This window comes from Legionella bozemanae, from assembly GCF_900450575.1.
Lineage (GTDB): Bacteria > Pseudomonadota > Gammaproteobacteria > Legionellales > Legionellaceae > Legionella > Legionella bozemanae.
The window spans coordinates 1340425-1366260 of record NZ_UGGY01000001.1 but is presented as its reverse complement, the minus strand read 5'-3'; the positions used below and the strand labels follow the sequence as shown (position 1 = coordinate 1366260).

The window sequence follows — 25836 nt, the reverse complement described above, 5'->3', positions numbered from 1 at the left end:
TAAAGAATAATGCTTAAGTTAAAACCGAATAATTTTTTAGTCTATAAATTAAAGAAGAGTAAAAAATCGAATTGAGAGTAATTTTTGGAGAAAAATAATGGGATATATTATTGCATGGTTGCTAGGAGTTCCGGTTAGTATATTAGTGTTAATTTGGTTAATTTCTCACATTTAATTAAGGATACTCTTATGATTACGGACAATCAAAAATGTTATAAAACTACTACAACCCAACTGCATTGGTCTGCAATTATTGCCGGGGCATTTGTGGGTGTAGGGCTCGGCTTTTTACTGAATATTTTTAGTATGGCAATTGGTTTAAGTGCCTATTCCGCAGGGCCTAATGGTGCAACTACCGTGGCTCTTGGTGGAGTTTTAGGTTTATTAATCGGGGTGATTGTTTCAATGGGCGTTGCAGGATTTGTTGCGGGTTATTTAGCCCGATTCTATCATTGTTATTGTCATGGCGGAGTAATCTATGGGTTTATTACCTGGAGTTTGGCTTTAATGTTAAGTGTTCTGTTAATCATGCCTATGACTCACTATGTTGCCTTTCATGAAGAAAATTTGAATCCAGCTCTAGCTCCCACCCAACTTTCTGCAGCAGACGTCAATGTTTCAGTAACACCGCAACAAAATGCCCCTGCAGAAAAAATGACCAATGCCAATCCGAAACACTTAGCTTGGAGCGGTTGGATTCTTTTTATTTTATTCTTCCTCGGCGCCTTATCAAGTTGTATTAGTGCATGCTATGGAATGCGTTGTAAAAAAGAAGAACAGGGTACTCCTTTATAAATAGTGTAAATTTTCAAATAACTGCCGTAAACTAAAAACTTAGATTACGGAAAGTTATTTGATTACAAACAAAAATAAATTGAACCCGACAGAGACTAAATGAAAATATCGAGTCGATTGAAAAAATTAATTAAAGAAGAAAAAGCAAAAGACGATACTCTTGGCAACATATTAAATAAATTTCACGAACAAGATCATTTCTTTTTGATTATTTTATTAGCAATTCCTCCTGCAACTCCTTTGGCTTTTATTCCGGGCTTTTCTTTAATATTTGGCATTTCCATAGCATTAATAACACTTCAACTTTTAGTGAGGCACAATAAAATATGGCTTCCTCAAAAACTTAAAAATAAAAAAATACCTGATGATATTAATAAAGGAATAATAAAAGTAATTCCTTATGTGCAGTTTCTTGAAAAATACATCGAAAGAAGATGGGTTTTTCTTAGCTCAAGCCCAATAAAATATTTTTTTATTGTTTTTATCTTCTTTTTAAGCATTTTTTTAATGCTTCCCATTCCTTATGTAGACTTTATTTTTTCTTTTGCCATTATTGCAGTTGCTACAGGATTAATTGAAAGAGATGGACTTCTTTTAATAGGTGCCCTTTTTTTTATAGTTATTTATACGCTTATTTTATTTTTTATATTAAATTCTGCGATTCTTTTAGGTTATAAACTCTATAAGTTTTTAATTTAAAAAATTTACTCTCAAAAATATTATGAATAAAAAGAGCAAACATTATTTTTTCTTCTATGATTAATTAATAACCATGGAAGAAACCAATTCCTATCTGTTATTCCGCAAAAAATCGCAAATCGAAATTAAATCAGAAGCTATTAGATAATATATTCTTTAAAAATTAATTTTTTCTTTTAAAAGGAATTCATCATGAAAAAGAACACTCTTCAACAACCGCCGCAACATCAAAACAAACAGCCAGGCAGCGAAGAAAAAATGCATCCAAAGCCCATTTTTATATCTCCTCATCATCGAGCAAGTAATAAGTTAATGAGCAAAAAAGCATTGATCACTGGAGGCGATAGCGGTATTGGCAGAGCAGTAGCCTGCTTATTTGCTCAAGAAGGAGCCGATATTTATATTCATTACTTAAATGAACATGAAGATGCAAAAATAACTAAAAACATGATAGAAAAAATAGGGCAAAAATGTTGGTTAAGCCATGGAGATTTACAAGAGTATTCTGCTTGTGAGACTCTTTGTAAAATATCTCTCGAACAATGCGGTAAAATTGATATTTTAATCAATAACATTGCAATGCAATATCCTCAAGATACCATAGAGGATATTAGTTGCGAGCAAATGGAGAAAACATTTAAAACTAACTTTTTTTCTTGCTTTTACATGGTAAAAGCTTTATTGCCATTTTTACAAAATGGTGCTGTTATTATAAATACAACCTCTGTCACGGCCTACAAAGGAAATGACCATTTAATTGATTATGCTGCTACAAAAGGAGCATTAGTAGCTTTTACTCGCTCTCTCTCGCAAAATTTAATAAAACGAGGTATTCGAGTGAATGCCGTAGCACCTGGTCCTGTATGGACACCTTTAATTCCCTCGAGTTTTAATGCTGAAGAGGTCAGTCATTTTGGTGGTCAAGTACCTATGAACCGTGCTGCTCAACCTTATGAAATTGCTCCAGCATATTTATATCTTGCCTCTGAAGACTCTTCCTATATGACTGGACAAGTTCTGCATCCTAATGGAGGAGTCATAGTAAATAGCTAAATGGAGATAAGTGATTTTGAATAACAGGCAAAATAATGAAAAAAACTCAGGGTCTAATGCTATATTCGGTGAGGCATATAATTGCTTTTTTGTGCGCCACACTCGGTTTTTTTATTATTAAGCATATTACGCTGTTGTTATATATAAAGCCCTATCAACCGTTGGATACTTTAAAACTAGTTCAAATATTATGGGGTTCAACCAGCGTGTTTTTACAGTTAATTGTAATATTTAATTTTTTTATTAAACCTCTGTTTATTTATTTCTTTGTGCTTTTTTTATTTTATTACCTTAAGAATAAGAACTCATAACAATTTGAACAAAGAAGTTATTTTCGACCATTTCCTTAACTACTTTTCCGGTGTAAACGTTTGAAAAAGCGTTTCCAAGCCAAGTTTTTTATATGAATCCATTTGTTTCGTATAGTTTTCTTTTCAATTATTTTTCTTAATCCAATATTCTGCACTTTTTAGCTTGGAGATTTGCGAAAACTAACTGCCATACGATTCCAACTGTTAATGGTGACAATTGCCATAGTAAGATCAATAACTTCCTTTTCATTGAAACATGTTAGGAGTTCATTATAAAGCGCATCAGGAGCATGTGTCTCTGATAGTAAAGTAACGGCTTCAGTCCAAGCCAAAGCTGCTCGTTCACGAGGAGTAAAAAAAGGAGTTTCTCTCCATACAACTACAGCATGGAGACGGCGATCAGACTCACCTTCTTTTTTTGCATCCGCAGTATGCATGTCAACACAATAAGCACAGCCATTAATTTGTGACGCACGCAGCTTAACCAGCTCAAGAAGAGATTTTTCCAAGCCACTGCTATTCACATACTTTTCAAGAGCAAATATCGCCTGAATTGCATCAGGAAATTTATTAAAATCAATTCGTGCGTTGTTCATTATGCCGCTCCCTGCTATGAAAATTTCAGATTTTCTTTAGTGAATATTGACGAATTCAAGCTTTTCCGTACATTTTGCCTGCACTGAAATCAATCGCAGTGCAAGGCTCATTACCAATTACCCATGCATCATGTCCAGGCGGAATAATAGCAACATCGCCAGGACCCATTTCTTTTTGCTCGCCATTATCCATTGCCACAACAATTCGCCCAGAGATAATGTAATTAACATGGGATGCTTCGCAACTTTTGGTTCCAACTGTTGGTTTGAGACATTCAGACCATTTCCATCCGGGCTGAAAGGTTACACGCATCACTGTAACTTCTTCAAAATTCACAACTTCAATTTTTGTTTTAGGTAATTTACGAAGTTCATCAGGGGTATCTAAACTCTTTAATTTCATATTAGTCATTTATAACTCCCTTTATAGTGCATTAGCTCTAATATAGCACAAAAGCTTACCGTCTCTTTTTAGTAAGGTGCGAGTCTTCATCATTTTCTTCCTCAGATTTAGGTTGTTCGTGTTTTCTAGATTGACTTGGGACAGCCTCCGTTACCCCACTTTTACTCTGAAAAAAAGATGTCCAATTTGAAGTTCCTGTTTGTTGTTGCGGTGGTGATATTTTCATCCGCACACTGGGCCCCCAGAATGATGACATATAGCGACTGTCAGACAGTATATCTAATTCGTCTGCTGTGATGTTGGTGTTTAACGTTCAGAATGAGAAATATATTAAAAAGACTAAAAAATTACAGATAGAGATAATCCCTGTCCCTTAAACGGTACGATTTTTCTCCTAAATTTCGCCTTACTACTTCATCGAATCAAGGCTATACTTGTTATGAAATGTTAGATTGATAAAAGATTATGAGAAAATTTCATTTAGCAGCAGAAACCTCGCCAACACATGCTAATTTAGCGCGTTTTTTAAAGGCCGATGGATGGAAGCCAAGCAGGTTTTCGACTCTGGCGTCGGTCAATGAAGCCTGGCTTCAGTTTTCACCAGTGGTTAGCGAAACATTGGAATACAAACATCTGCTGGCAGCCTTTCTACAAGCAAATCAACTCAAATATTTGATGCCTGAAACCTTTTTTATCGATGATCAAACTTGGCCTTCTGTATTAGCTAAAATTGATAATTCACAATCTGCCAAAATACCTTGGATATTAAAACCCTCCATGTTAAATAATGGCCAACATATTCATATATTTCATGATTTAAATGATGTTGAGGCACATTTTCTCTCACATCAGCGTATGGGAGGACCCCAGGTGCTGCAACGTTATATTGCTAAGCCGTTGCTAATCCAAGGGCCAGTATCAGGTCATAAATTTTCCATTAGACAATTGTTAGTTGTATCTACACATGCAGGGTCAGCACTCTTTCCTAGCGGCTATTTAAATATTGCCTTAAAACCTTATCAAGAAGACAATTTCAGCCAAATGGAGTCTCATCTTACCAACGAACATCTTAGTGATGAACGATTTAATGTCGTTCAACGCTTAAGTGATGAGATGGCAATTTTCCAACCCTATAAATCAAGCATTATTTCTATCTGTCAACTCGTAATAAAGACTTTGAAAGATCGATTTGCAACGATTTGGCAAGATAACCAGCCTCGGATTGCCTGTTTTGGTTTTGATTTTATGATTGAAGAAAATGGGAGGCTTTGGTTACTGGAAGTGAATCATGGCCCCTGCTTTCCCGTTGATGATTCACATCCTTTATTTAATGCTTTGTATCGCCCTTTTTGGCAACAATTGATAAAACAGTTTATTGACAGAGAACCCTCAGATTTTATTACACTGGATTAGGACAATCATTGTGGTGGGGCTTTGGAGCTTTTAGAAACAGAAGCTGTATAGTTGATCTTTACTTTTTACTGCATCACTCACTTCTTCAGTAAGCATTCTATACTGAATAGCAACAATATTATTATAAAAATCAGAGGTTTCAAGCTGGCGACGATTAAACAAAGTATGTCCTTGATAAGCGTTTGCAATGGCTGCCTGTGCAATAATCGCCTCTAGGGTTTCAACTGCAGAAAGAAGCTCCCCCCTTTGATGTTTTTTATACAGATCAAAAATAGCAGCTGCACCTTTAGGTATTTTAATTTCATGTTCTTTATTTAGTTTACGTATTTCACCACCGAAAACTCCAACTTTACCATCAAGTCTAATAAGATCTGCTAAAATTTTCGCAAGAGCATTTTCTGCATTTCTCTCAATAATAGTCGCTTTAAAATTTATTGGATTACTTAGCCATGTTCTCTTGAGTTTATTAAAAATAAATTCAGCTTCATTGTCATTAACATGAAGCGCTGATTTGAGATGTCTTTTTGTTTCTTGTTTTCGTAGAGATGAATCCGTTGCAGCTGTTTGATATTCATATGCATTTACATCCTGATCAGGCCTATAATAGGTTTCAAAAAGCTCGACAGCCATGTCTGACACTTCTATTTGTTCTGATGTTTGCTCAACAAGAATATCAAATTTATTTCCTAAATCCTCAAGATCCAGGCGCAAAGGGCTATCTTCATTATAGTCAGCATTATATTCTCTAAATTCGCCAATGATCTGATTTTTTAAATCAGGATTTTCGATAAGAAAATTTAAAAATTTTTTGTTTTTTACAAGTTCTTCTTTTAGAAGTTCACTACGTCGGGTTTTGTGAGCTACCAATTCTTCTCGTAATTTGGGATTCTCAATCGTTTCATTAGCAATGGCTCGATAAATTTGCTCGTTAAATAAGGCTCTTTTAAGAAAAACTGAAAAAACATCTTTGATAAAATCAGGATTATCCTCAATCCCAGGAAGATTTAAAATGCCGCTATCCGTCTCATCGGGAAAATTACGTGGTTTCGCATCGCGTAAATGCGGGAAGTTTGTAATATCTCTTTGAGTTATGGGAAAAGCATCTTTAGGTTTTATGCCATAGGCTCTTTCATTATCCTTGTAAAGCGGCTTATTAGGATTTTTGTTTTGGTATTTTGATGTGATTGGCCAAGTTGCTTGATCATGATCAATTTTATAAGATATTAAATTGATTGGATCATAGCCAATATTACCACCATGCAGATCATTTTCTTCCTCAGTATAGGCAGCACCTAATATTCTGCCAATACCTGATTTTACCAGGTTCATCTGTGGCGGTGAACGCAGATAACCAATTTGTTTTTTCTGGTTTAGATAGTAATCATGTAAAGATTGAAAATTATCGATCGCCCTGGAAATAACCCCAACTCGATTACCTTGATTATCATGTACGCTTCTAACTCTGGGTGTGCGGTCATTTAAGAGCAGGCGATAACACATGCCATTGAAAGCTTCTATTTCAGTAACTCTTCTTCCAGACTCTTCTGTTTTTAGAATTTCTATGGTTGATTTATCCACTTTTTTAACTTTCTCAGCATGGTGAGAAGGTTTTGGTGCATTCGTTTCTCTTATAATTTCATCAGGAACAGAATGATATTGTGCGCGCTCTTTACTTTTATGCGGTGGATGGTACGTTTTTGCTGTTTTAGTCAGCTCTTGTTGTAACAGCGTTAAACTATAGAATAATTCATTGTTTTCTTTATGATTATAATCAGGGCTTGAAAGAATTGCATTGATAACAATTCCAACTTTTCTTTTGCTGGTAATCGTTAAAATTTGTTTCTGATCTTTGACCTCGAAGTACCCCAGTTTTTTAAATAGGGGAAAATTCTGAATTAGATAATCAATATTACAGAAATCATCGGGTAATGTTAAGATAATAAAAGGTTTTTTTTCAGGTTTCTCTATATTCTCGGGAAGAACATCCTCATGAGTATAAACCTCTTGAAACCCTGCCTCTTGTTTACTATAAATTTTCATAGCTGTAGTTCAGCACATTCTCTTGTTGGGGGATTCTAAGTTAAAAAAATTAACGAAATATTAACGAGCATGCGCTTTTTGTTACTCATGTGGGTAATTATAAATCAATTTTCTATTTTATGATCAAAAATAAAAAGAGAGGTCTGCTTTTTTAATAGAGCCTGGTTGCAAGGCAACTGTCTCTTGATCATCTCTCTGCCTACACCCCGCGGCTTGTCCGCGGGACGTCGAAGTAGAGTAGAACTGGTTTTCAGAGATATGTATAAGATTCAGTTGCAAGCAATCAGGCTACACTTATCTTAGTGGAAACCGAGATTTAATCTATAGATGAGCTGGCTGTTTAAAAAATGAATATACAAACTGAGTTTTCAAAAGAAGTGCTAAGGTTGATTAAATCAATACCTCGAGGTAGGGTTGTAACCTATGGGGATATTGCCAGACTGGCAGGGCATCCACGAGGAGCACGTGCCGTAGGATGGCTTCTTCATTCCTGTACAAAGAGTCATAACCTTCCCTGGCAGCGTGTGCTAAAATCCGGAGGAGTACTTTCTTTTCCTGCCGGCAGCCCGCACTATTTACATCAGAAAGAACTGTTAGAAAAAGAAGGTATTGTCATTACCAATGGCTGTGTTAATTTAAAAAAATACTCTTGGAACGGTGAATTATAGCAAGATAATTCTCAGATGTTTGCATTTTCCCAATTGCTCAATCGTCTAGATCCTGCCTGCAACCAGAATTAATTTCTGCTCAACAAATAAATCATCTGATCAATTTTTATAATATTCTATAATAAAGTAAATAAAGATCCATTAAGGTCAGTATTATGATTTTAAATATTACAGCAGCACAATTTCCGGATGTGACGCTTAGTGATATTGAATACAGTCGAAATATCTATCGAAGCATTGATTTTAATTTTGGTAAAGATGCAGATACGGCGATAAATAAAACCAGCTTAGAAAAGTTTGTGAATAAATTTAAAGAAGTGCATAGTACTCATGATAAACCTATTAAGGGTATTATTACATTAGGGACAATGAAACATCTGTCCTCACATACTATAAAATTGCTTCTTTCTTCAGAAGACTTTGTGCACATGCTTGATCCGCAAAGTTTCTTAAAATTAATAGTAACTTCCAACGAAATTGCAGATTTTGTGCTAAACAATCCGAAACTAAAAGCAAAACTTGATGATATTGAACCCTTGATAGATAAGCAAAAATTTAAAAACTCCTGTACTGCAAGAGCAATAATGAGAATACTTCTTGAAAGAGGGTATATTGATCAAAGCGATTATACTTCAAGCAAAGAACTAGAAATATATAGAGAAATTTGGCTGGAACCTGGAAAAGTTGCTTCGCCAGAAAAAATCGTATCCTACTTCCACAAACATCAACTCAATGTAGTCGGCATCGAAATTAAAGAATTATCTAAATCCGCGCTGCATAAGTACTCTAGGGACCCAGTGATTACCTCACTTTATTCACTGTTTAAGAAAGATGTACCCACGAGAAAAAAATTAACACTGACTGAATTAAGCGAAGCTGATTTTCCTGAAGGAACAACCACGCTTATTATTATAAATGTTGGCGTGCTTCATACGTTGCTGGGAAAGAAATGTGATGGACAGTTTGAAGTGACCGACCCTCACTTTGGTGACACAAAAGTATATAATGGCTTTAGGGATTTTCTTGAAAAAGAAAGAAAAAATATGGGCGTTTTTTTTGAGATTTTACCGGGAAATGAAGAATCTTTTAGACCATAAAAACATCTTACATAAACCATCGAGTATTTTCTTTAAGCTTGTTTTAACCATAGGCGTTATTCACACTTTGTGAAACTACCGTATCAAATAGAGAATCTAAAGTATTTAGCTCACTTTTTAAGGCCCCTTGCAATTCACTCTTAAGGAACTCTTTGTGTTGTGTATAAAGTTGTCGAAGTTCCTTCATAAGGGATAAATCTTCCTGACTTTCTTTCATCAAGTTTATTGCATCTACCCCTCCTTTCATCATGTTAAATAGGATTTTTTTCTTCGTTTCAATGGGTAACGTTGGATTTTTTAAAATTTCATTCGCAAATGGAACTCCCTCTGGAAGTCGATTTGTTTTACGATAAATTACCATCATGCTGGCACATAAATTTCCTTCCCACTCTATGCTGGAAGGATAATTCGATAAACGATGCGTGAGTATGGCATCTTGATAGGTATTAAGAGCCAGATCGGATTTCCCTTGTTCAACAAGTTCATCTCCTTGCTCTCTTAATAAATTACAGTTTCCTAGAATGGATATTATTTCTAAGCGCTCTGCATTTAAATCGTGTTCCAAGTGTTGTTCAATAAACTCTTGATACTGACAATAGAACTTAGCCACCATTCGTACAGACTGTTTTGCTGCTATTTGGCTCTCCTCTTTATTGGATAAAAGTTCTTCCATAGCCCCTTTAATTCCATTAAAAATAATTTCTTTCTGAATTTCTGTTCCAGGCGAGCACGTTTCTAATACCTCTCTAGCCTGTAATAAAGCTTTATCGCCCAAGTGCAGTTTTCGATAACATGAAATCATCTTTGCGTGCAGAGACACCTCTATCGTCTCATCTCTGGGTACTTGCGTACGAGATAAGTTTAAAGCTTCTTGATAAGCCTCCAATGCCAAAGAAAAATTATCTTCTTGGTATAGTTTTTCCCCGATATTTTGGATCATGGAGAGTAGTAGCTTTAATTTCTGATTTGCGTCCTCTCGCTCCTTAGAAACACTGGGTAACTTTTGAAGAGCCAGCATTAAACGCTCTTTCGCTTCAATTAAATCTAATAATTTAGGTGCAACCGAAATTTTTTCCCGAACTATTTTTAATGCATTATGATAAGCTATCCGGCCTTCAATTTCTTTTACGCGTTCAGCGAAAAGCAGTTTTTCCTCTGGTAACTTTGTCCTATCTATAGCTACTTCATAATAAGCCTTGGCTTTTTGCAGCCAAACAATAAAATATTCTTTTCTTTCTTTATAATGCGCAATCAGCGCCTCACGATGTTTTTCTAAATCGAGCTGAACATCATGCTCATAATCTTGTTGCTGAAAATAAATTATTTTACCGCCCGAAATTTTCATTCCCTTAATCATCTGATCAATACGATCAAAAGAATCGATGATCCCGTGTGCTAAAAAATAGTTAGGGTCAATTTGAGTATCACCTTGAGTAATTACCGTGGGTAATCCTTGCTCTTGATGAGAAAATGGACTCAGTTCTATTGGATTTACGGAAAATGTGGTAAGTCTCGGTTTACTTTTATATTTTTTTGAATCAGTCAATAATTGAAAGCTTATTCCATCATCCCCTGTTCTGGTTTCCAAGACTGCTTGCAACCATGCTTCTTTCTGTTCGGAAGGAAGATCATCAGGCGTCTCTACATAAAAACAAGCCTTATCCTTCCCAAAAGGCATGTTATAACATCGCGGCAAGGCGAATTCATGCCAACCAAATTGACGGAGACGTTCCATACCTCGAGCAAACTCTAAGGGCGATATACCACTAATATCCATAGGGGTTGGTTGTATATTGTTACTCACTTTTAAAGATCGTTGATCTATTTTCACATAAGCAAGCAGGTGGTTTTGAACTGTAACATCTTCTGTCACCAAAGAAGTTTTAAAAGGTTTAATGGGAGCCTGGCTAAACTCATTCACTGCATTTACAACGAGACGCTTACTTCCTGTGCAATCCATCACATAATCACACGGGATTTTCTCTTCTTTACCCTCTTTATCAACAACAATGACTCCTTTTGAATCCGGGTTAAAGCCCACAAATGTTTTTTGTTCGACAGGAATACCCAAAGATAAAGCATGTTTCCATAAAAGGCGTTCTACATCCTTAATATGCGCTGTTTTATCAGTGGGAAAATTAAATTTGACGCCCACACCACGTTCGGCACGCTCTAGCACTGTGGAATTTATATGACCAGGTCTAACATATTCTCCTGCTCGTGGATCATAAACTATAACGTCTTCGACCCCGGCTTTTTTAAGTTGAATTGCTGTATAAAGACCACTTGGACCTGCACCAATAATAATAACCATGTTTTATCACTCATATTTCAATGAGTATATTGTATATTATTTATATTAATAGATTATTAATTAATCTTATTATGAACAATAAAGCGAGTCTCGTAGCGCTGTAACCAAGATTGATTAAGAAGCAGACAATCAATATCTAATCTATTATTATCGATAGACAGTCTATATTTTTAGAGGCTCCAATGCCTACTCTATCTTTACAGATTGGAGCGGATGAAAAACCCTAAGTCAAATCGACACATGAACTTCAGCAGCAGGAAATACAGCAAAAGATGAAAAGTGCTGTCAAGGATATGAAGGGAAACCAGTGAAAATAAGCTGAAAGAAGAAAGAGGCTGCGGTATTCTTCAATAATTCCTTTTATGGAATAATCGCAGCCAGCCAGGAGGTTGGGTCATTTTGATCCAACAGTCTGTAGGCAGAATATAGAGCCAGTTTAGCCTCAAAATATTTACTAGACGGCGTCCCTTCCACCTAGTTAATCCTTATTTATTTCCGTAATCTCTTCTTTTTCCGCATGCTTTCTAAAGCCTAAAATGCTAAGTAAGCGATGCCAATAAATTCTTAGTATCACCGCCCCTGCGGTAATAGCACCTATAATGCCCTGTAAAATCACACTTCCAGTCCCCGGATCCAAATAAGCGTATGCAGGCGAACTATTTAACAACAAAAATGTTAGTGCAGATGTAGTCAATACACTTAATATTGAAGTATTTCTCATATTATATCCTCCTTAATTCGGCTTGATCTCTTTGTTTTTTGTCATCAAATAAAGTATTCGTTCAGATCCTGGTACTTCATTAATACAGCTTATTGAAAAATAAGTGCTAAAGGCCTTTTCAAAATATTCTCTTGTATAGTTTTCAAAAATATCTTTTCTAGATTGCAACAAACGTTTAACCTGGCTATCTGATTTGGGTACGAACTCAATAACTAAATGCTCACCTATTTCTGCAAAAAAAGCAGCGATACGCTCCAAGGGAATATTGTTTGATATTGTCAGATGATGAATCAATGCAAGCGCCATAATGCAATCCGCAGGCCCACGATCAATTAAAGAATCTCGTTCCTTGTTAGACCAACCCAAATTTGGGGTTGGATTCGTTAACTCGAGTAAGAGAGGCAGCGGTGAATGATGGCCTTGCTCTTTGATCCTGCGATAATTTATTTCTACTGCTGCTGGATCAACATCAAAAGCAAGCGTTGTTGTTGCTCCCATTTCATTAGCCAAACGGCTGAAATGTCCTGTATTTGCGCCAAGATCCCACACTACTTTCGGCTTGGACAATTGCAAATACTGCTTCACGATTCTATTCTTTTCTGCAAATGATGAATCGGAATAATTTGTTGCCTGATAATAATCTGCCCATTCCGTTCCCACAGGTTTCCAGTCAAGTTTTTGGATCGTGTGCCGCAAAGAGTGCAAGAGCCCAATAAATCCCTTCTTACTGAGTTGAGCTGTTCGTTGATTACCTGAACGTCGCTTCGCTTTATTAGTGTGCGAATAAAACTGCTGCATTCTCGCATGCAGATGAAGATGCATTAACAATCCAGGATTCGTCCAGGAGCGTTTTGAGAGTAAAGAGCTTGCCAGATCAAGAGGAATACCATCAATATAAACTCGTAAGAGCTGCCCCAGCCTTATATCTTTTTTTGCCATTAAAACTAGAGGTGCCAGGAAGTGTTGGCAAAATTGTCTGTAAGCCGCCCAAGGTTGCCCTTCCTCATAGAGTTCAAAAGAAAGTGTGTCAATGAATACAGCGCGCCCCTGTTCAAACTGCAGATTGTATGCGGAGGCATCCTTGATGGTCATACCATACTCGAGTGAGAGCTCTTGTAAATCAAGCGTGAGCAGTGCAGCATCCTTAAGTTGACTAAACGACCATTCATAGGGATAAGAAATAAACTGAAGCGGCGTAGGACGTAAAATCTTGTAAGCGTCCTCGGAAAATGGAGCTGGCTCCATTTCTGTATGAGGAACAAGCCAATTTTTATCGGTTAACTTCTTATATAATCCCGAGCGCATCAAATGATCATAATGAGGACGGTAAATTAAATTTACCTGTCTATGAATGTTTCCCTGATGGGTAAAAATAAATCCTGAGGGATCCCGAAAAGAGGCTTGGTGGGGTATGTAACTGTAATCTTCTGTTCGGTGTTTCATATACTAAACTCTTTTTATTTCATCAATAACTATCTCTTTAGCGAAAATTCCCAGTTTACGATGGTCCAGAGATTCACTTATTTCGCTAGGAGCAGTGGGCTCGGAGATAACAAACGTTATATCCAATAATCCATTGCTTATTATTTTTGCAGGAATAGTCGCTTCGAACCAATCCAGCTCGAGCATTCTCCAGGAAGCAACTTGATGCCCATTGACTACTACTTTGATTTGTTGTGGCTTTCTATCTTTGGTCGGGAACGCTTTAGCATACAATCGCAATGATAAGGATTTCGATTTTGCTTGTTTTACATAAAGACCTAGCCGGCTTTTAGATCCATTGGTCCATCGATGCTCTTTCTCTTGCCCAGACCAGCCTTGCTTTAAAAATTTCGCTACATTGCCTTCCTGGGCGAAACTCAGAGGCATACCAAGTTTATACTCAGCAAATTTAATTACTTGCTTTACGGAGCCCGCAGCATACTCTCGATTAAGATTTTCCCACGATTGTACATTTCTTACATCACCATGGATAACATACTCTGACATTGGTGGAAGATACGCTTTTTTCCAATATGGATTGCTCCATTTATAGAATAAAAAAGTACGTCTTTTCTTTTCATCTAATTTTGATAAACGATCGACCCCACATGCAAACTTATCATCATTCGCAGAAAGGATGCATACGATATCAGCTAAGTGAAGCGGTTTATTGGAGTAGGTAAGTGGAGTGATCGACGTGCTTGGTTTATATAAAAAAAGTGGACGCGCAGTACCAAGTGCATACGTATTTATATTGTCATCTAATGCATCGGCAGAACCTTGAACATCCGCTGGCCAAAATCCCCTACCGTGATCGCCGATAACCACAATCTCAGCAGAATCATAAATACCTAATTTGTGAAGCAGCTCAAGATTACTGCGCAAAAATCGCAAAACGCCTCGCGCATGACGCACATAAGAGTCCTTTGTCGCAGGCATATCTTTTTCATATTTAAACAATTCATTAACCTGAGAAGGGGAATGAGTACCTGCATAATGATACAATTTGAACTCACCCTGTTTATTAGAATTAATTTTAGCGTTCTTTTTGAGGGCGTTCAAAAAGCGCAAATCATCACCATTCCTACCTGGGGGTAATGTATCATCAGTGGTTAGTTTCAAGAAAAGCCAGTGGTCTTTATCATAAAGTTCAGGTTTTAGTTTGGTTGGTGCAACTCGAAATAGCCCCCCATTTAGCAATAACAATTGTTGCTTACTAATCCCCGCCCAAGTTTCATCCCCAACAGACGCCATGAATGCTTTTTTAGCTTTAATACCCTCAAAATATTTATACGGGATGATTGAAATAATACTGGCTCCGTATCCTTTCTCAATATGGTAATCAGCTATATTTAAGGTTGTATAGTTTGCCTTCAGCCAATCCTTTAGTGGAATTTCATTTTTGTAAAATTTACCTGTCAGAATTAATGGTAAAGAAGCAATAGTGCTTGGATAACCACCAAGCGTGTTTGGATAAAAAGTGAACCCACGCAAAAAGGCCACTTCCTCAGGCCAATTCTGTGCTATCTCATTAAAAATATCAGATTGAAAACTATCCAGGATTATCAGGATCTTATTATTCTTCTCGTGGAAGGAAAAAAGACTCTTTGCAGCTTGGACACTTTTCTTAGGATGGTAGTCCGAACTCACCCAGGCAGTAATTAGTGACAGAACACCTAACAGCAAGCTGCCCTGTGCCAAAATAAGTAACTTATTTCTTGCTCGAAAAGCCAGAGTGATAGCAACACTAACAAGAAACAACCAGGCTAGCAACTCTAAATTGGCATGAGTGCTCCATTTACTCCAGTTGACTCCATTTCCATCTAACGGACCAAAGTCCCACGCAAAAAGTTGGCTTTGCACCCAGGAAGATAACGCAAGTCCCACCAACAGCCCTGAAATAATTGCATAAAGCATCGGCCACCGGGAAATTGCCAGTAATAGCCCAAGTAAAATTGCTGTAGCACCAATACAAAGAAATACAAGCAGCGGTAACGTATCCGCCAGATTAGTTGTAAATTCAAAATGGTTTCCCAAATAAAAAACAAGAGGAGCTACCAGGAAAATAATAAGGGGCAAACTTAGCGCAAAAATTACTGATCGTTTAAAATCCATTTATGTTTATTGTCCATCTTCACTATAATATACTGGTACGTATGGAAAAATTATCCATTCATACCCCACTTCAATTTTATCCTTCTAATTAAATTACACTAGTACTATAACAGAAAAACTAATATTGGAAAATCTCCTAAATCTTGATCACAACAAGATAATGAAAATGAGTCATTCTCATTGTGAAAAATGGTTTCAATAAATTAATTTGCGTTAATTCAGAAATTGCCAGCCCAAAAGATTAAAAATCGCCCCCAAAGGGGCATTATGAGTTTCTTAAATTATATCCTTCCGTTCCAAGGTTTCATTGTACTCGCGCATACTAATCAAACCGGCTTCATATTTTTCCCGAGCCTCATAAACACTTATATAGCAGTTATTGGGTTTATCTTCCGTAACACCAACAATAGCATCAAGAAATTCAACCAACCATTGAACTATCTTTCTCATTTGGACCTTCCCTGTGATAAATTACATCCGTTCAACCATTATAGCCCTATTTCAATCTCTTTTGCCAATAGCAAATAGGTTAGACATTTTGACCCAACAATCTTTGATGCGATTTAGCCTGGTCCCCTAAAAAAATGAAGGGTATAGCTGAGCCCGTTTATAAAAATATACGCACCCTGTTTGAGAATGCTCTTGAACTTTTATATTCAATACAAAAATCAAATAACCCCAATATCTTAAATTTATAATGAAAATCTCTAACTTTTTTTGCAAGCATTTATGCCAGGATTTGATAAGACACTCTATTGTTTTGGTGGGTAGATAATAAGCTCGACTTTATCTTTGTTGATATATGGTTCATATGATTTTAGTGCCTCAAATAATTTTTTAGCGTGCATACTATCCGCTGAATAGAGCGTAACGGTATTGTTTGGGGTAACTACACAGTAAAATTTTACCTTGATTTTCCCAACCTTAATCCAAGAATTTGGTTTATGTTTAATCCAATTATCAAATATAAAAACGTATTTCACATTTTTTTTGTTCATCAAACCGCTTATCCAATATGAGCTTGTACTATTGAGATTTGCAATACGACTTTTCAACGAATCATTTGAACCCAAACCATAAAGGTCAAGCACATATTTTCCATGACTTCGAAAAGAGACTAACCCTAAATCATTAACAGCAATTGATTCATTTAACAAATTGAAAATATTAGCCATTTGTGCTTGTTGATAGAAAATATTTGCAGATGCAAAAGGTATTAAAAAATTAGTAAGGGAGAGAGTATAAAAAAATAATGGTAATGCCACTACTGCCGGAAAGAGTGGTAAATCAAAGTCAATTACTAAGCGTAGTGCTAAAATAACAATAAATAAAACATAATAAACCTCATATCTTCCAAACCAGCCATAGTGACCAAATAAAAAATGTAGTGTTGTAGCAGCAAAAACAACTAAAGCAAGTTGCGGATTCTTTTTCCATAAAATTACCATTATTATTGCGATTGGTAGCAATAAATAAGCATACTGCCTTAGATTTTCTCTTAAGTTAATAACAATTGGAGTATATTTAGCAGTAATTGAACTGGGTAAAAACCCCAATCCTTTGTAATATAAAAATGTACTAAAAAAACCTAGAATAAACAAAATCGATATAATCCCAATAGAGGCCTTTAATCGATAACCTTTTAAGAAAAGATAAAATAATATAGGGATTGATAACGCTAAGCCTTCATAGCGTACCATAGGCAATAAAATCAAAGCTGCGACTTGATAATATGGGGGATCTCTGGCTTGAATACACCACTTTTCCTTATATAAAGGGTAAGCACATAATACTACTAATAAAATTTGTAAACTATGTTCCATCCCTGTAAAAACAAGTCCATAGCTGTTAATGGAAATCAAAATTATAAAAATTAATAAAATCCGGTAATTAATAGGCACATCTTTAAAAATCAGTAATAATAAATGAACCAAGCCAACCAAACATAATAAATTTATAAGTAACGGAAAAAACTCAAAATAACGGCCAAAGATAGAAAACGGTGATAATAGAAATGGCCACAGGATACTTGACGAAGGAGCAGATGCTTCGCCTGTATTAATACCATAAAATCCATTCCAAATATTTTTAGCCAAAGTTAAATGAATATAAGGATCATCTAAAGTGTATGTAAAATGATAATCAGTAAAATGCATTACTAATATAAATATTAAAGCAAAAGGAATTAACACTAATAAAATGTGACAACTAAGTTCTTGTCTTAAGCTCCAAATTTGTGTTTTTTTAGGACCCAGAAAATTATTATCCATTAAAAAACCCATTAGCAGTTTATGAAATTTTATTAAATAATAACCACTGCGTTATCCACGAGTTGGGTACTATTTTTTTACCCATTCTCCTTTAGAGTTTTTTTCATATTCTTTTTTGACTGCACTCCAAGCAACTGCATGGGCAGTCTCTTCCCTGTCACGATCTCCCTGCCTTTTCTCGGGTTTATCATATTGATCCCAAGCATTATTATATGCCTCCTTATAAATTTCTTGAGCGTGATTAGGCAAGTTATCCTTAACGCTATCAGGTAGTTCATTGATTTTTTTATATGGCATCAGAGTCTCCTTACTTTCAATATAATTTTTTATAACATGTGATTAGAAACTATCAGTTGAATTAATAAGCTATAGTTCAATATTGTTAAAATGACAAAAATTATTCGTTTCTATTAATTCATTGCCCATCGTTTCGCTTCTTTATCTCTTGCCCTATTTGAAACAACAATCATCTAATAGTCTAAAATTAGTGAAAGATAGATTTTCCTACTAAAATCAATGAAAGTAATATAGGAGAAATAACATGAAAAAAATGGAATGTTCCAAAATAAGCTGTCTCTGGGCACTACGCTTTGAAATACTAGGTGTTATCTTATTGGTTATCGCAACCTGTTTAACTATCTTTACTGGCGATAGTCTTGGAATAGCCGCTTTATTTGCTGCAGGCGTTATCTTGTGTCTCTTTAATAAATTTTGCTCTCACATGTGCTCATCAAAACAATCCTCTTGCCCTGTTTGTGATTCGCCTCATTCTGAAGAATCAGTCCAAATACAAGAAAAGAAAGAGAGCGAAATAGAACAAACTATTTATAGTGAAGGTGGAAATCAAACCAAGAAAAGAAAATAACCTCCAAGTTGTTGCAGAGTAAAAAATTAGAGGAAATTTTCTGTGTTTATCTGACTGGTATGCAAGAAAGTGAACAAATAAGAAGCAAGTGTCACTTTCTTTGCTATTTTATGGCTGTTTTTATTGATATTATTTTTTGCTTCCTTTTTTGATACATTCGCTGATCAACTACGAATAATTTCATTGATTATTTTACTGCCTTTTGAAATGCAGACTATTTTTCAGCTCAACCTACCTGTGCTTGCTATATACTTCCCTTTGTAGATGTGATAGTTCATCAGAGATTAAGCTTGTATTTATTTAAAAAATTATGTATAAGCATTTGTTTTTAATCGTAAATACCGAGAAATATTATGCATAATATGCCAAAAACAATAAAAAATAATTGTCCTGGAGATAATAAAGCTTATGTTGAATTTAATAGTGAATTAAAACTTTTTCGCGCAGTGGTGGAGAATGTCGAATTCTTCGAAGCCCCAAACAAATTGAATCATGTTAAAGTAAATTTTAATCGAGATAAGGAAATAGTGGAGTTAAGTTTAACAGTTTCAGAAAACCAAGCGGAATCAAAAAATCAATTGGATGAATTTCAAAATTTGGTTTCCAAATTAAACTCTACAAGTTTTATGAACAAATTTTACCTTTCTCGTACTGATTTTTTTCAAAGACAATGCAAACATTTTGTTAGTTTGATTTCCAATCTATCTAGCGAGAAAAAAAGCTCTATAACTAGCTCACATGAGAGTAATAGTCATAATGGAAATTTTGCATTCTAATTTGAAAAAAATTTCCTCTTTTCACTCTGTTAATTTTGCTCCTATTTGCTTTAAGACCGTTAAATAGGAGTTTTTAAGCCTTCTTCCTTAAAGAGAGAGTATTGTGAATTTGAGTTTACATACCTCAAAGAAAATGCGCGGGTCATCTTGACCCAACAATCTGTAGCGTGATTTAAATTAGCGTTGGGTCTAAAATCCCACCCTACCTTACTGAAGTTACCTGCTTGCGATGCATCACATCCAATCTTTTATTTCTCCTCAGGAATTGTCGGCCAAGCCACATAACCGTCAAGCGAAGCAGAAAACGGATGCTGTCAGTCCTGCGTAGGCAGGAATCAATCCATGATGGAGCACATTGCCAATATAAAAATATCACCTACACGGGGATGATAAAGTTACTTGCAAATTGAGTAACGTATATGGGGTCTGGTCTTTTTTTTTGCGCATCTCTGGAGCCGGTCTTGCTTTTTGCATACTGCCTAGAAATAGACAAAAAACAAGACCTGATCCCAAGCATTCATGCTTATGTCAAAAAATTGACGCATCTAAAATAAACTCAACTAAACACTGTTCCTCACTTAATAATTGTACTGCGCTATAGTATTCATAAAGCCATAAATTTCTACATCTAAAGGGCATAATTGCACCCCACAATAGATTAGGAAGAAATTTCTATTTAATACTAAAATATAAAAGAAGTTCTTTGGAGCAACTTACTATAATACTGAAGTTGCTATGAGGAGTTTATATTATACAGGATGTTAAAAATGAATCTTAGCCACTGGTTTCAGCTAGATGATATTCCAATTAATGCTATCTATGGGCATTATTCTCCAGGATTAGTATTCATCTCTTACATCGTTGCTGTTTTAGCTTCCTACGTGGCATTAGATTTGGTCGGTAGCTTGCGTACTGAACATCGAAAGAGAGCGAAATATTACTGGTTAGTTGGTGGTGCTTTCGCAATGGGGGCAGGCATCTGGTCTATGCATTTTATCGGCATGTTAGCTTATATTATGCCGATGTCCATGAAATTTGAATTGATATGGACAGTAGCTTCCTTGTTAGCCGCTGTACTCGCTTCAGCTTTAGCATTGTTTATTTTGCAAAAAGAGAACTATTCATTAGCTCACTTAATTATTGGTGGGGTAATAATTGGCCTTGCAATAGCAACCATGCATTATATGGGCATGGAAGGGATGAAAATTCATGTCGATATTCATTATTTACCTGGTTTATTTATTCTTTCAATTATTATAGCGATTACTGCTGCTGAAGCAGCTCTTTGGTTAGCACTACGTGCTAATCAAGGTACAAGTCGACAACAATTTTACATCAAGCTCGTTAGTGCATTAATTATGGGTGTTGCTATTTGTGGTATGCATTATACTGGCATGGAGGCTGCTATCTTTACACCACTTACTGCCCATTCAATGCCTCTATCAGGTTTAGAGATAATTAGTACTCGTTATATGCCTTTCTTTATTGCAGGCATCACCATTTTAATTTTGATTTTGGCACTCATAACAAGTACTTATAAGAAAATGATTAACAATGAAAAAGCTTTTTTAAAAGCCATGTTAAATAACTTAGAGGATGGCATTATAGCCTGTAACGCGGTCGGTAAAATAACGGTAGTCAATGAGGTCCTTTATCGGAAAATATCTGCAAATGTAGTGGGAAAATGCATTCAAGATCTGCCTAAATATTTTAATATTTATTCATCCAATGATGAACTGATTACACATGAAAAAACACCACTTGCAAAGGTGCTGAAAGGTGAAAAAATTCAAGGGATACCTTTCCTGATAAAATTTAAAAACGATTTAGTCAATGATGTAATCATTGATGGACAAAAAATTTTTAATGCAGCTGGAAAAGTAATTGGGGCTCTGACAGTTATTCACGACGTAACTGAACTTAAAAGAACAGAAAAATTAAAAAAAGAATTTGTTTCGATTGTTAGCCATGAATTACGCACTCCTCTTACCTCCATACGTGGATCCCTTGGATTACTCATAAGTGGTACTCTGGGCAGCTTCCCTGAGAAAGTTACAAAATTACTCGAAATAGCAAATAATAACTGTGAACGACTACTTTTATTAATCAATGATATTCTTGATATCGAAAAAATTGAAGCAGGAAAAATGGAATTTCGATTAGTCGAAAAGGATCTCCAACATTTAGTAAATGAAGCTATTGAAAGCAACAAAATGTATGCTGAGAAATATGGTGTTAAAATAAAATTTACCGAATTGGCTGACTCATTTAAAGTAAAAGTAGATCCTGATCGCCTGATTCAAGTATTAAACAATTTAATTTCGAATGCGTGTAAATTTTCAAACAAGGGGAATGATGTTGTCATTTCAATTGAGAAATTAGATAAAATGGTTCGAGTTTCAGTCTGCAATTATGGCTCAGAAATTCCTTTAGAATTTAGACCACGTATTTTTCAAAAATTCTCTCAAGCAGATTCTTCAGACACTCGCGGAAAAAGTGGTACAGGATTAGGCCTTAATATTAGTAGAGCCATTATAGAAAAACTCGAAGGACGGATCAATTTTACAAGTTCCCCAGAAAATACGACGTTTTATTTTGACCTTCCTCTTATTGAAAATGCACCAAGGACGGTATTCCTTAACAAAAAGAGCGTTACTCCTCAAGCTAATCAGAAATTGCTTATTTGCGAAGATGATGAAGATCAAGCCAATTATTTACAAGCACTATTAGAGTCCGCAAACTATGAAACTGATATAGCGCAAACCGTTAAAGAAGCAAAACAACTATTGGAGTCGAATCAATATCAAGCCATATTAATGGATTTAGTTTTACCCGATCAAGATGGAGTGTCCTTTATTCGTGAGCTTCGTACGGATCAAAATACTAAAGATATTCCAATTATTGTTCTCTCAGTGATAGCCCAGACAGGACGCAGCTTGTTAAACGGTGATGCAATCAGTGTAGTGGATTGGTTAGATAAGCCTGTCGATTCTAATACACTATTGGATTCAATTGGCAGAATTAAAAATTTAGGAAGGAATAAACCCAATATTCTTCATATTGAAGACAATGTAGAGCAGCAGCACATTATTTCAGTTTTGTTAAATAAACATGCAAATGTAACTACTGCAAGTAATTTGCATGAAGCAAAAGATATGTTACAGCATACAAGATACGACTTAGTTATTTTAGATCTATTATTACCTGATGGTAATGGCATAGAAATTTTGCCTTGGTTGGCAAAGTATCATTTCCCAGTATTAGTACTCTCAAATTTAGAGCTAAGTAAAGACTATGCTAAATATGTTAGCCAAGCATTAGTTAAATCTCAGTCTTCTAATGAGGTATTGTTAAAAACAATAACTAATCTCCTGTAAGGAATGTTTAGGAAAGATAAGGATGAGGTTATGGCAACTAAACTTAAGAAAATATTATATGCCGAAGATGAAGAGGATATTAGAGCAATTGCACAAATTGCATTAGAGGACATCGGTGGTTTTGCAGTAAAATATTGCGCCAATGGGCAAGATGCTCTATCTGCAGCACAAACGTTTCTACCTGACTTAATTCTTCTTGATGTCATGATGCCTTTTAAGGATGGGCCAACTACTCTTCAAGAGTTAAGGCAGTTAAAGGACTTTTCATCAATACCGGCTGTTTTTATGACCGCTAAAATCCAAGCACAAGAAATCGAAGAATATAAAAAAATGGGCGTTGTGGATGTCATTGCCAAGCCGTTTGATCCTATGGAACTTGCAAACGAGCTTAATAAAATATGGATCCAATGTCATGGAAAAAATACATAATCGATTACAGGAGCTTTTTTTAAACTATTCCAGAAATTTGCCCAATAAAATTGAGCAGATAAATCAAACTTGGCAAGAACTAATCACTCGCTTTAATAGCGAAAATTTTATTATTTTTCATCGTCAAGTACATAGCTTATGTGGGTCTGCAGGGACTTATGGCTATTCAGAATTAAGTAAAGCAGCACGAGAATTAGAAATTTATTTAAAAAAATTATTAGGTAAGACCCTGCTCTCTGAAGAGGAGCAACAAATCATATCTCAATTATTAATGAATATAAAAGACAAGTTAGAGCTTCCTCCGTCTAAAAATTTGTTTCAATTAACTTTAGAAACAAAAGAAATCGAAAATAAAGCCATATATATTTTAGAGCAAGACCCCTCATTAGCGCAGGAACTCGATGAAGGGCTTACGCAAGCAGGTTACTCTGCAGCAGTAGTATTGGATTTGAAAGAACTGCAAACCAAAGTGCAGCAAAATCAACCCATAGCGTTATTGGTTGATACCTATTTTTTAATGAGTATTCGTAATCAAAAATTGCTCGTCAACCTTATTAAGAAGCAAAATTATTTTATACAATTATTCTGTATCGTACCTAATTATGAATTATTGCCGCGTTTAATAGCTGTACGGGCGGGCTGTAAAGCTTTTTTTCAAAAACCAGTAGATATATTTTATTTAATTCAAATTATTAATCAAAAGTGTAGTTTTACAACGAATATTCCCTTTCGAATTTTAATAGTTGATGACTCTGAATCACTTGGAGAATATTATTCTTTAATTTTAAAACAAGCCGGCATGATTGCTCAAGCAATCACAAATCCTATGGATATCTTTAAGCATCTTGAAAAATTTCGCCCTGATTTAATTTTAATGGATATTTATATGCCTGAGTGTACAGGATTGGAACTTTCCTCAGTACTGCGTCAGGAAAACAAATACAATAAAATACCCATTATTTTTCTTTCGACAGAGCAAGATAAACGTAAGCAATTAACCGCGTTAAGTATCGGCGGCGATGATTTTCTTACCAAACCTATATCACCAGCACATCTAATATCTGCTGTAAGAATCCGTTCGCAAAGAGCGGGAGTTTTAAATTACTATATGTCGACTGATAGCTTAACAGGGCTACTAAACCATTCAAGTTTTTTAAAGCGCTTAGAACTCGAACTGGATTACGCAAAACAAAAAAACACACCATTATCTTTAGTTATGATAGATATCGATCACTTTAAAAAAGTCAACGATACCTATGGCCATCCTTTTGGTGATATGGTGATAAAAAAATTGGCGACGTTACTAACGCTTCGCCTTCGCAATAATGATATTGTTGGAAGATATGGTGGCGAAGAGTTTGCTATTGTATTACCAGGGACAAATGCACAGCAAAGTAAGAAAGTACTCAATGAACTAAGAGAACAATTTTCGCACGAGTTTTTTGCCAATACAGACGATTTTTCTGCTACGTTTAGCGCCGGAATTGCTCAAAAAAATGCAGACAGCGATATCAATAAATTAGTTAACCAAGCCGATCAAGCCCTTTATGAAGCAAAACATTTAGGTCGTAATCAAGTAGTAATAAATAAAGATATAGAATAAAGCAATACTTGCCCCCAAGGGCATTTGCACGGATGCACCCAAAATTGAGGAAGAAATCACTTAGAAAATTTAAAACTTAAGTTAAATTGCGCAGAAGCCCAGTAGGTGCTAAATTTTAATTGTTTACTTCAATAATTTATATTGATGACATTAGGAGAAAACGATAAGTACCGACATGCATTCCTGAATAGGAGCGGATGACACGCTGGATTCTATAGGGGCTACGCATCTTGGCTTTTTGCCTACATGGCGTGTGACAGTGTACTTAGAAGGTATACAAATCAAGGAGAATAAAATGAAAAAGAAGATGATTGCAATTCTGGCCTCAATGGTATTAATGAATCTTGCATATGCAACTGATGATAATAATTCTGGCGCACAGGCATCTCAAACTGATGTTCAAACAAAAATTATGGACTTTGAACTAATAAGTGATGGTTCTTCCCCTGATTGCGAGAAAATTTTCAGCCACGTTCTAAAAGAAAAAAACTTTACTTGGAAAAAAGGGGAACAAACTCTCCTCCCTGGTGGACATGCTATCAGTCATAAAGAACGTATTATGAAAAGTTACTCAGACCATGATCAGGTTTTAGTAAGGCATAAAGTGCAGTTCAATGGTCAAGAAACAGCTGACGTTATTGTTGGATTTTCAAAAAACAAAGCAAATAAAGATGAAGCAGCAAGTGGTCTTATGATGGTAATCAATTGGGTTGACGCTCAAGGAAAACCCGAAGATAGAACCTGTTTGTTTTCGTTTAAAGAAAAATTAGAGAAATAAATAACAGAAGTTGTGTAAGTATATTAAATTC

The 25836-nt window shown here is 35.6% G+C and carries 22 protein-coding genes; 12 read left to right on the top strand and 10 right to left on the bottom strand.

What is annotated here, in order from left to right; all coding sequences use genetic code 11:
• Positions 1-189: 189 nt before the first annotated feature.
• The 3 genes from DY223_RS05855 to DY223_RS05845 all read left to right on the top strand — a co-directional run bounded on the left by DY223_RS05855 (position 190) and on the right by DY223_RS05845 (position 2547).
• Entirely contained in the window at positions 190-795 is a 606-nt protein-coding gene (locus DY223_RS05855) for a hypothetical protein (protein WP_058461067.1), read from the top strand.
• Between the two features lie 117 nt (positions 796-912).
• Positions 913-1494 (top strand): exopolysaccharide biosynthesis protein, encoded by a 582-nt coding sequence (locus tag DY223_RS05850; protein ID WP_235810608.1) that lies wholly within the window; start codon positions 913-915, stop codon positions 1492-1494.
• 192 nt (positions 1495-1686) lie between these two features.
• Positions 1687-2547 carry an SDR family oxidoreductase gene (locus DY223_RS05845; RefSeq protein WP_058461069.1) on the top strand — a complete coding sequence of 287 codons (861 nt, stop codon included), beginning with the start codon at positions 1687-1689 and terminating at the stop codon, positions 2545-2547.
• 469 nt (positions 2548-3016) lie between these two features.
• Here the strand turns inward: DY223_RS05845 and DY223_RS05835 are convergent, their stop codons facing one another.
• Positions 3017-3454, bottom strand: coding sequence for a carboxymuconolactone decarboxylase family protein (locus DY223_RS05835; protein WP_058461071.1), 438 nt, complete (start codon positions 3452-3454; stop codon positions 3017-3019).
• Positions 3455-3509: 55 nt separating this feature from the next.
• On the bottom strand, positions 3510-3866 hold the full coding sequence (locus DY223_RS05830; protein ID WP_058461072.1) for a cupin domain-containing protein: 357 nt from the start codon (positions 3864-3866) through the stop codon (positions 3510-3512).
• Between the two features lie 456 nt (positions 3867-4322).
• Here DY223_RS05830 and DY223_RS05825 point away from each other — a divergent pair, with 456 nt between their 5' ends.
• Positions 4323-5270 carry an ATP-grasp domain-containing protein gene (locus tag DY223_RS05825; protein ID WP_058461073.1) on the top strand — a complete coding sequence of 316 codons (948 nt, stop codon included), beginning with the start codon at positions 4323-4325 and terminating at the stop codon, positions 5268-5270.
• 30 nt (positions 5271-5300) lie between these two features.
• Here the strand turns inward: DY223_RS05825 and DY223_RS05820 are convergent, their stop codons facing one another.
• Positions 5301-7310 carry a hypothetical protein gene (locus DY223_RS05820; RefSeq protein WP_058461074.1) on the bottom strand — a complete coding sequence of 670 codons (2010 nt, stop codon included), beginning with the start codon at positions 7308-7310 and terminating at the stop codon, positions 5301-5303.
• Between the two features lie 347 nt (positions 7311-7657).
• Here DY223_RS05820 and DY223_RS05815 point away from each other — a divergent pair, with 347 nt between their 5' ends.
• Together DY223_RS05815 and DY223_RS05810 are read left to right on the top strand one after the other, a co-directional pair.
• Positions 7658-7978, top strand: coding sequence for an MGMT family protein (locus DY223_RS05815; protein WP_058461075.1), 321 nt, complete (start codon positions 7658-7660; stop codon positions 7976-7978).
• 155 nt (positions 7979-8133) lie between these two features.
• Positions 8134-9075 (top strand): hypothetical protein, encoded by a 942-nt coding sequence (locus DY223_RS05810; protein ID WP_058461076.1) that lies wholly within the window; start codon positions 8134-8136, stop codon positions 9073-9075.
• Between the two features lie 43 nt (positions 9076-9118).
• Here the strand turns inward: DY223_RS05810 and DY223_RS05805 are convergent, their stop codons facing one another.
• The 7 genes from DY223_RS05805 to DY223_RS05780 form a co-directional block, all read right to left on the bottom strand.
• Positions 9119-11389, bottom strand: coding sequence for an FAD-dependent oxidoreductase (locus DY223_RS05805; protein ID WP_058461077.1), 2271 nt, complete (start codon positions 11387-11389; stop codon positions 9119-9121).
• 478 nt (positions 11390-11867) lie between these two features.
• Positions 11868-12110, bottom strand: a complete 243-nt coding sequence (locus tag DY223_RS05800; protein ID WP_058461078.1) for a hypothetical protein — start codon at positions 12108-12110, stop codon at positions 11868-11870.
• A gap of 12 nt (positions 12111-12122) precedes the next feature.
• Complete coding sequence (locus DY223_RS05795; RefSeq protein ID WP_058461079.1) at positions 12123-13553, bottom strand: class I SAM-dependent methyltransferase; 1431 nt, start codon at positions 13551-13553, stop codon at positions 12123-12125.
• Between the two features lie 3 nt (positions 13554-13556).
• The gene (locus DY223_RS05790; RefSeq protein WP_058461080.1) at positions 13557-15707 is read right to left on the bottom strand and encodes a sulfatase-like hydrolase/transferase; all 2151 of its coding nucleotides are present in this window, start codon (positions 15705-15707) and stop codon (positions 13557-13559) included.
• A 276-nt stretch (positions 15708-15983) separates the two neighbouring features.
• Entirely contained in the window at positions 15984-16157 is a 174-nt protein-coding gene (locus DY223_RS19215; RefSeq protein WP_165483284.1) for a hypothetical protein, read from the bottom strand.
• Between the two features lie 302 nt (positions 16158-16459).
• Positions 16460-17977, bottom strand: coding sequence for a hypothetical protein (locus tag DY223_RS05785; protein WP_058461081.1), 1518 nt, complete (start codon positions 17975-17977; stop codon positions 16460-16462).
• Between the two features lie 69 nt (positions 17978-18046).
• A complete protein-coding gene (locus DY223_RS05780) occupies positions 18047-18274 on the bottom strand; it encodes a ChaB family protein (RefSeq protein ID WP_058461082.1) in 228 nt (75 codons plus the stop codon).
• A 244-nt stretch (positions 18275-18518) separates the two neighbouring features.
• Here DY223_RS05780 and DY223_RS05775 point away from each other — a divergent pair, with 244 nt between their 5' ends.
• The 6 genes from DY223_RS05775 (at position 18519) to DY223_RS05750 (ending at position 25805) form a co-directional block, all read left to right on the top strand.
• The gene (locus DY223_RS05775; RefSeq protein ID WP_058461083.1) at positions 18519-18842 is read left to right on the top strand and encodes a hypothetical protein; all 324 of its coding nucleotides are present in this window, start codon (positions 18519-18521) and stop codon (positions 18840-18842) included.
• Positions 18843-19204: 362 nt separating this feature from the next.
• The gene (locus DY223_RS05770; RefSeq protein ID WP_131744476.1) at positions 19205-19618 is read left to right on the top strand and encodes a hypothetical protein; all 414 of its coding nucleotides are present in this window, start codon (positions 19205-19207) and stop codon (positions 19616-19618) included.
• Between the two features lie 767 nt (positions 19619-20385).
• Positions 20386-22995 carry an MHYT domain-containing protein gene (locus tag DY223_RS05765; RefSeq protein ID WP_058461085.1) on the top strand — a complete coding sequence of 870 codons (2610 nt, stop codon included), beginning with the start codon at positions 20386-20388 and terminating at the stop codon, positions 22993-22995.
• Between the two features lie 30 nt (positions 22996-23025).
• On the top strand, positions 23026-23424 hold the full coding sequence (locus tag DY223_RS05760) for a response regulator (protein WP_058461086.1): 399 nt from the start codon (positions 23026-23028) through the stop codon (positions 23422-23424).
• Positions 23408-25027 carry a diguanylate cyclase gene (locus DY223_RS05755; RefSeq protein ID WP_058461087.1) on the top strand — a complete coding sequence of 540 codons (1620 nt, stop codon included), beginning with the start codon at positions 23408-23410 and terminating at the stop codon, positions 25025-25027. The genes DY223_RS05760 and DY223_RS05755 overlap by 17 nt, the downstream gene beginning before the upstream one ends.
• Before the next feature lie 295 nt (positions 25028-25322).
• Positions 25323-25805 carry a hypothetical protein gene (locus tag DY223_RS05750; RefSeq protein ID WP_058461088.1) on the top strand — a complete coding sequence of 161 codons (483 nt, stop codon included), beginning with the start codon at positions 25323-25325 and terminating at the stop codon, positions 25803-25805.
• Positions 25806-25836: the final 31 nt, after the last annotated feature.

What these genes read in the sequence shown, in the direction of transcription:
- DY223_RS05855 (WP_058461067.1), top strand. Translation starts at nt 190, where the DNA reads ATGATTACGGACAATCAAAAATGTTATAAAACTACTACAACCCAACTG.
- DY223_RS05845 (WP_058461069.1), top strand. Translation starts at nt 1,687, where the DNA reads ATGAAAAAGAACACTCTTCAACAACCGCCGCAACATCAAAACAAACAG.
- DY223_RS05835 (WP_058461071.1), bottom strand. Translation starts at nt 3,454, where the DNA reads ATGAACAACGCACGAATTGATTTTAATAAATTTCCTGATGCAATTCAG.
- DY223_RS05830 (WP_058461072.1), bottom strand. Translation starts at nt 3,866, where the DNA reads ATGACTAATATGAAATTAAAGAGTTTAGATACCCCTGATGAACTTCGT.
- DY223_RS05825 (WP_058461073.1), top strand. Translation starts at nt 4,323, where the DNA reads ATGAGAAAATTTCATTTAGCAGCAGAAACCTCGCCAACACATGCTAAT.
- DY223_RS05820 (WP_058461074.1), bottom strand. Translation starts at nt 7,310, where the DNA reads ATGAAAATTTATAGTAAACAAGAGGCAGGGTTTCAAGAGGTTTATACT.
- DY223_RS05815 (WP_058461075.1), top strand. Translation starts at nt 7,658, where the DNA reads ATGAATATACAAACTGAGTTTTCAAAAGAAGTGCTAAGGTTGATTAAA.
- DY223_RS05810 (WP_058461076.1), top strand. Translation starts at nt 8,134, where the DNA reads ATGATTTTAAATATTACAGCAGCACAATTTCCGGATGTGACGCTTAGT.
- DY223_RS05805 (WP_058461077.1), bottom strand. Translation starts at nt 11,389, where the DNA reads ATGGTTATTATTATTGGTGCAGGTCCAAGTGGTCTTTATACAGCAATT.
- DY223_RS05800 (WP_058461078.1), bottom strand. Translation starts at nt 12,110, where the DNA reads ATGAGAAATACTTCAATATTAAGTGTATTGACTACATCTGCACTAACA.
- DY223_RS05795 (WP_058461079.1), bottom strand. Translation starts at nt 13,553, where the DNA reads ATGAAACACCGAACAGAAGATTACAGTTACATACCCCACCAAGCCTCT.
- DY223_RS05790 (WP_058461080.1), bottom strand. Translation starts at nt 15,707, where the DNA reads ATGGATTTTAAACGATCAGTAATTTTTGCGCTAAGTTTGCCCCTTATT.
- DY223_RS19215 (WP_165483284.1), bottom strand. Translation starts at nt 16,157, where the DNA reads ATGAGAAAGATAGTTCAATGGTTGGTTGAATTTCTTGATGCTATTGTT.
- DY223_RS05785 (WP_058461081.1), bottom strand. Translation starts at nt 17,977, where the DNA reads ATGGATAATAATTTTCTGGGTCCTAAAAAAACACAAATTTGGAGCTTA.
- DY223_RS05780 (WP_058461082.1), bottom strand. Translation starts at nt 18,274, where the DNA reads ATGCCATATAAAAAAATCAATGAACTACCTGATAGCGTTAAGGATAAC.
- DY223_RS05775 (WP_058461083.1), top strand. Translation starts at nt 18,519, where the DNA reads ATGAAAAAAATGGAATGTTCCAAAATAAGCTGTCTCTGGGCACTACGC.
- DY223_RS05770 (WP_131744476.1), top strand. Translation starts at nt 19,205, where the DNA reads ATGCCAAAAACAATAAAAAATAATTGTCCTGGAGATAATAAAGCTTAT.
- DY223_RS05765 (WP_058461085.1), top strand. Translation starts at nt 20,386, where the DNA reads ATGAATCTTAGCCACTGGTTTCAGCTAGATGATATTCCAATTAATGCT.
- DY223_RS05760 (WP_058461086.1), top strand. Translation starts at nt 23,026, where the DNA reads ATGGCAACTAAACTTAAGAAAATATTATATGCCGAAGATGAAGAGGAT.
- DY223_RS05755 (WP_058461087.1), top strand. Translation starts at nt 23,408, where the DNA reads ATGGAAAAAATACATAATCGATTACAGGAGCTTTTTTTAAACTATTCC.
- DY223_RS05750 (WP_058461088.1), top strand. Translation starts at nt 25,323, where the DNA reads ATGAAAAAGAAGATGATTGCAATTCTGGCCTCAATGGTATTAATGAAT.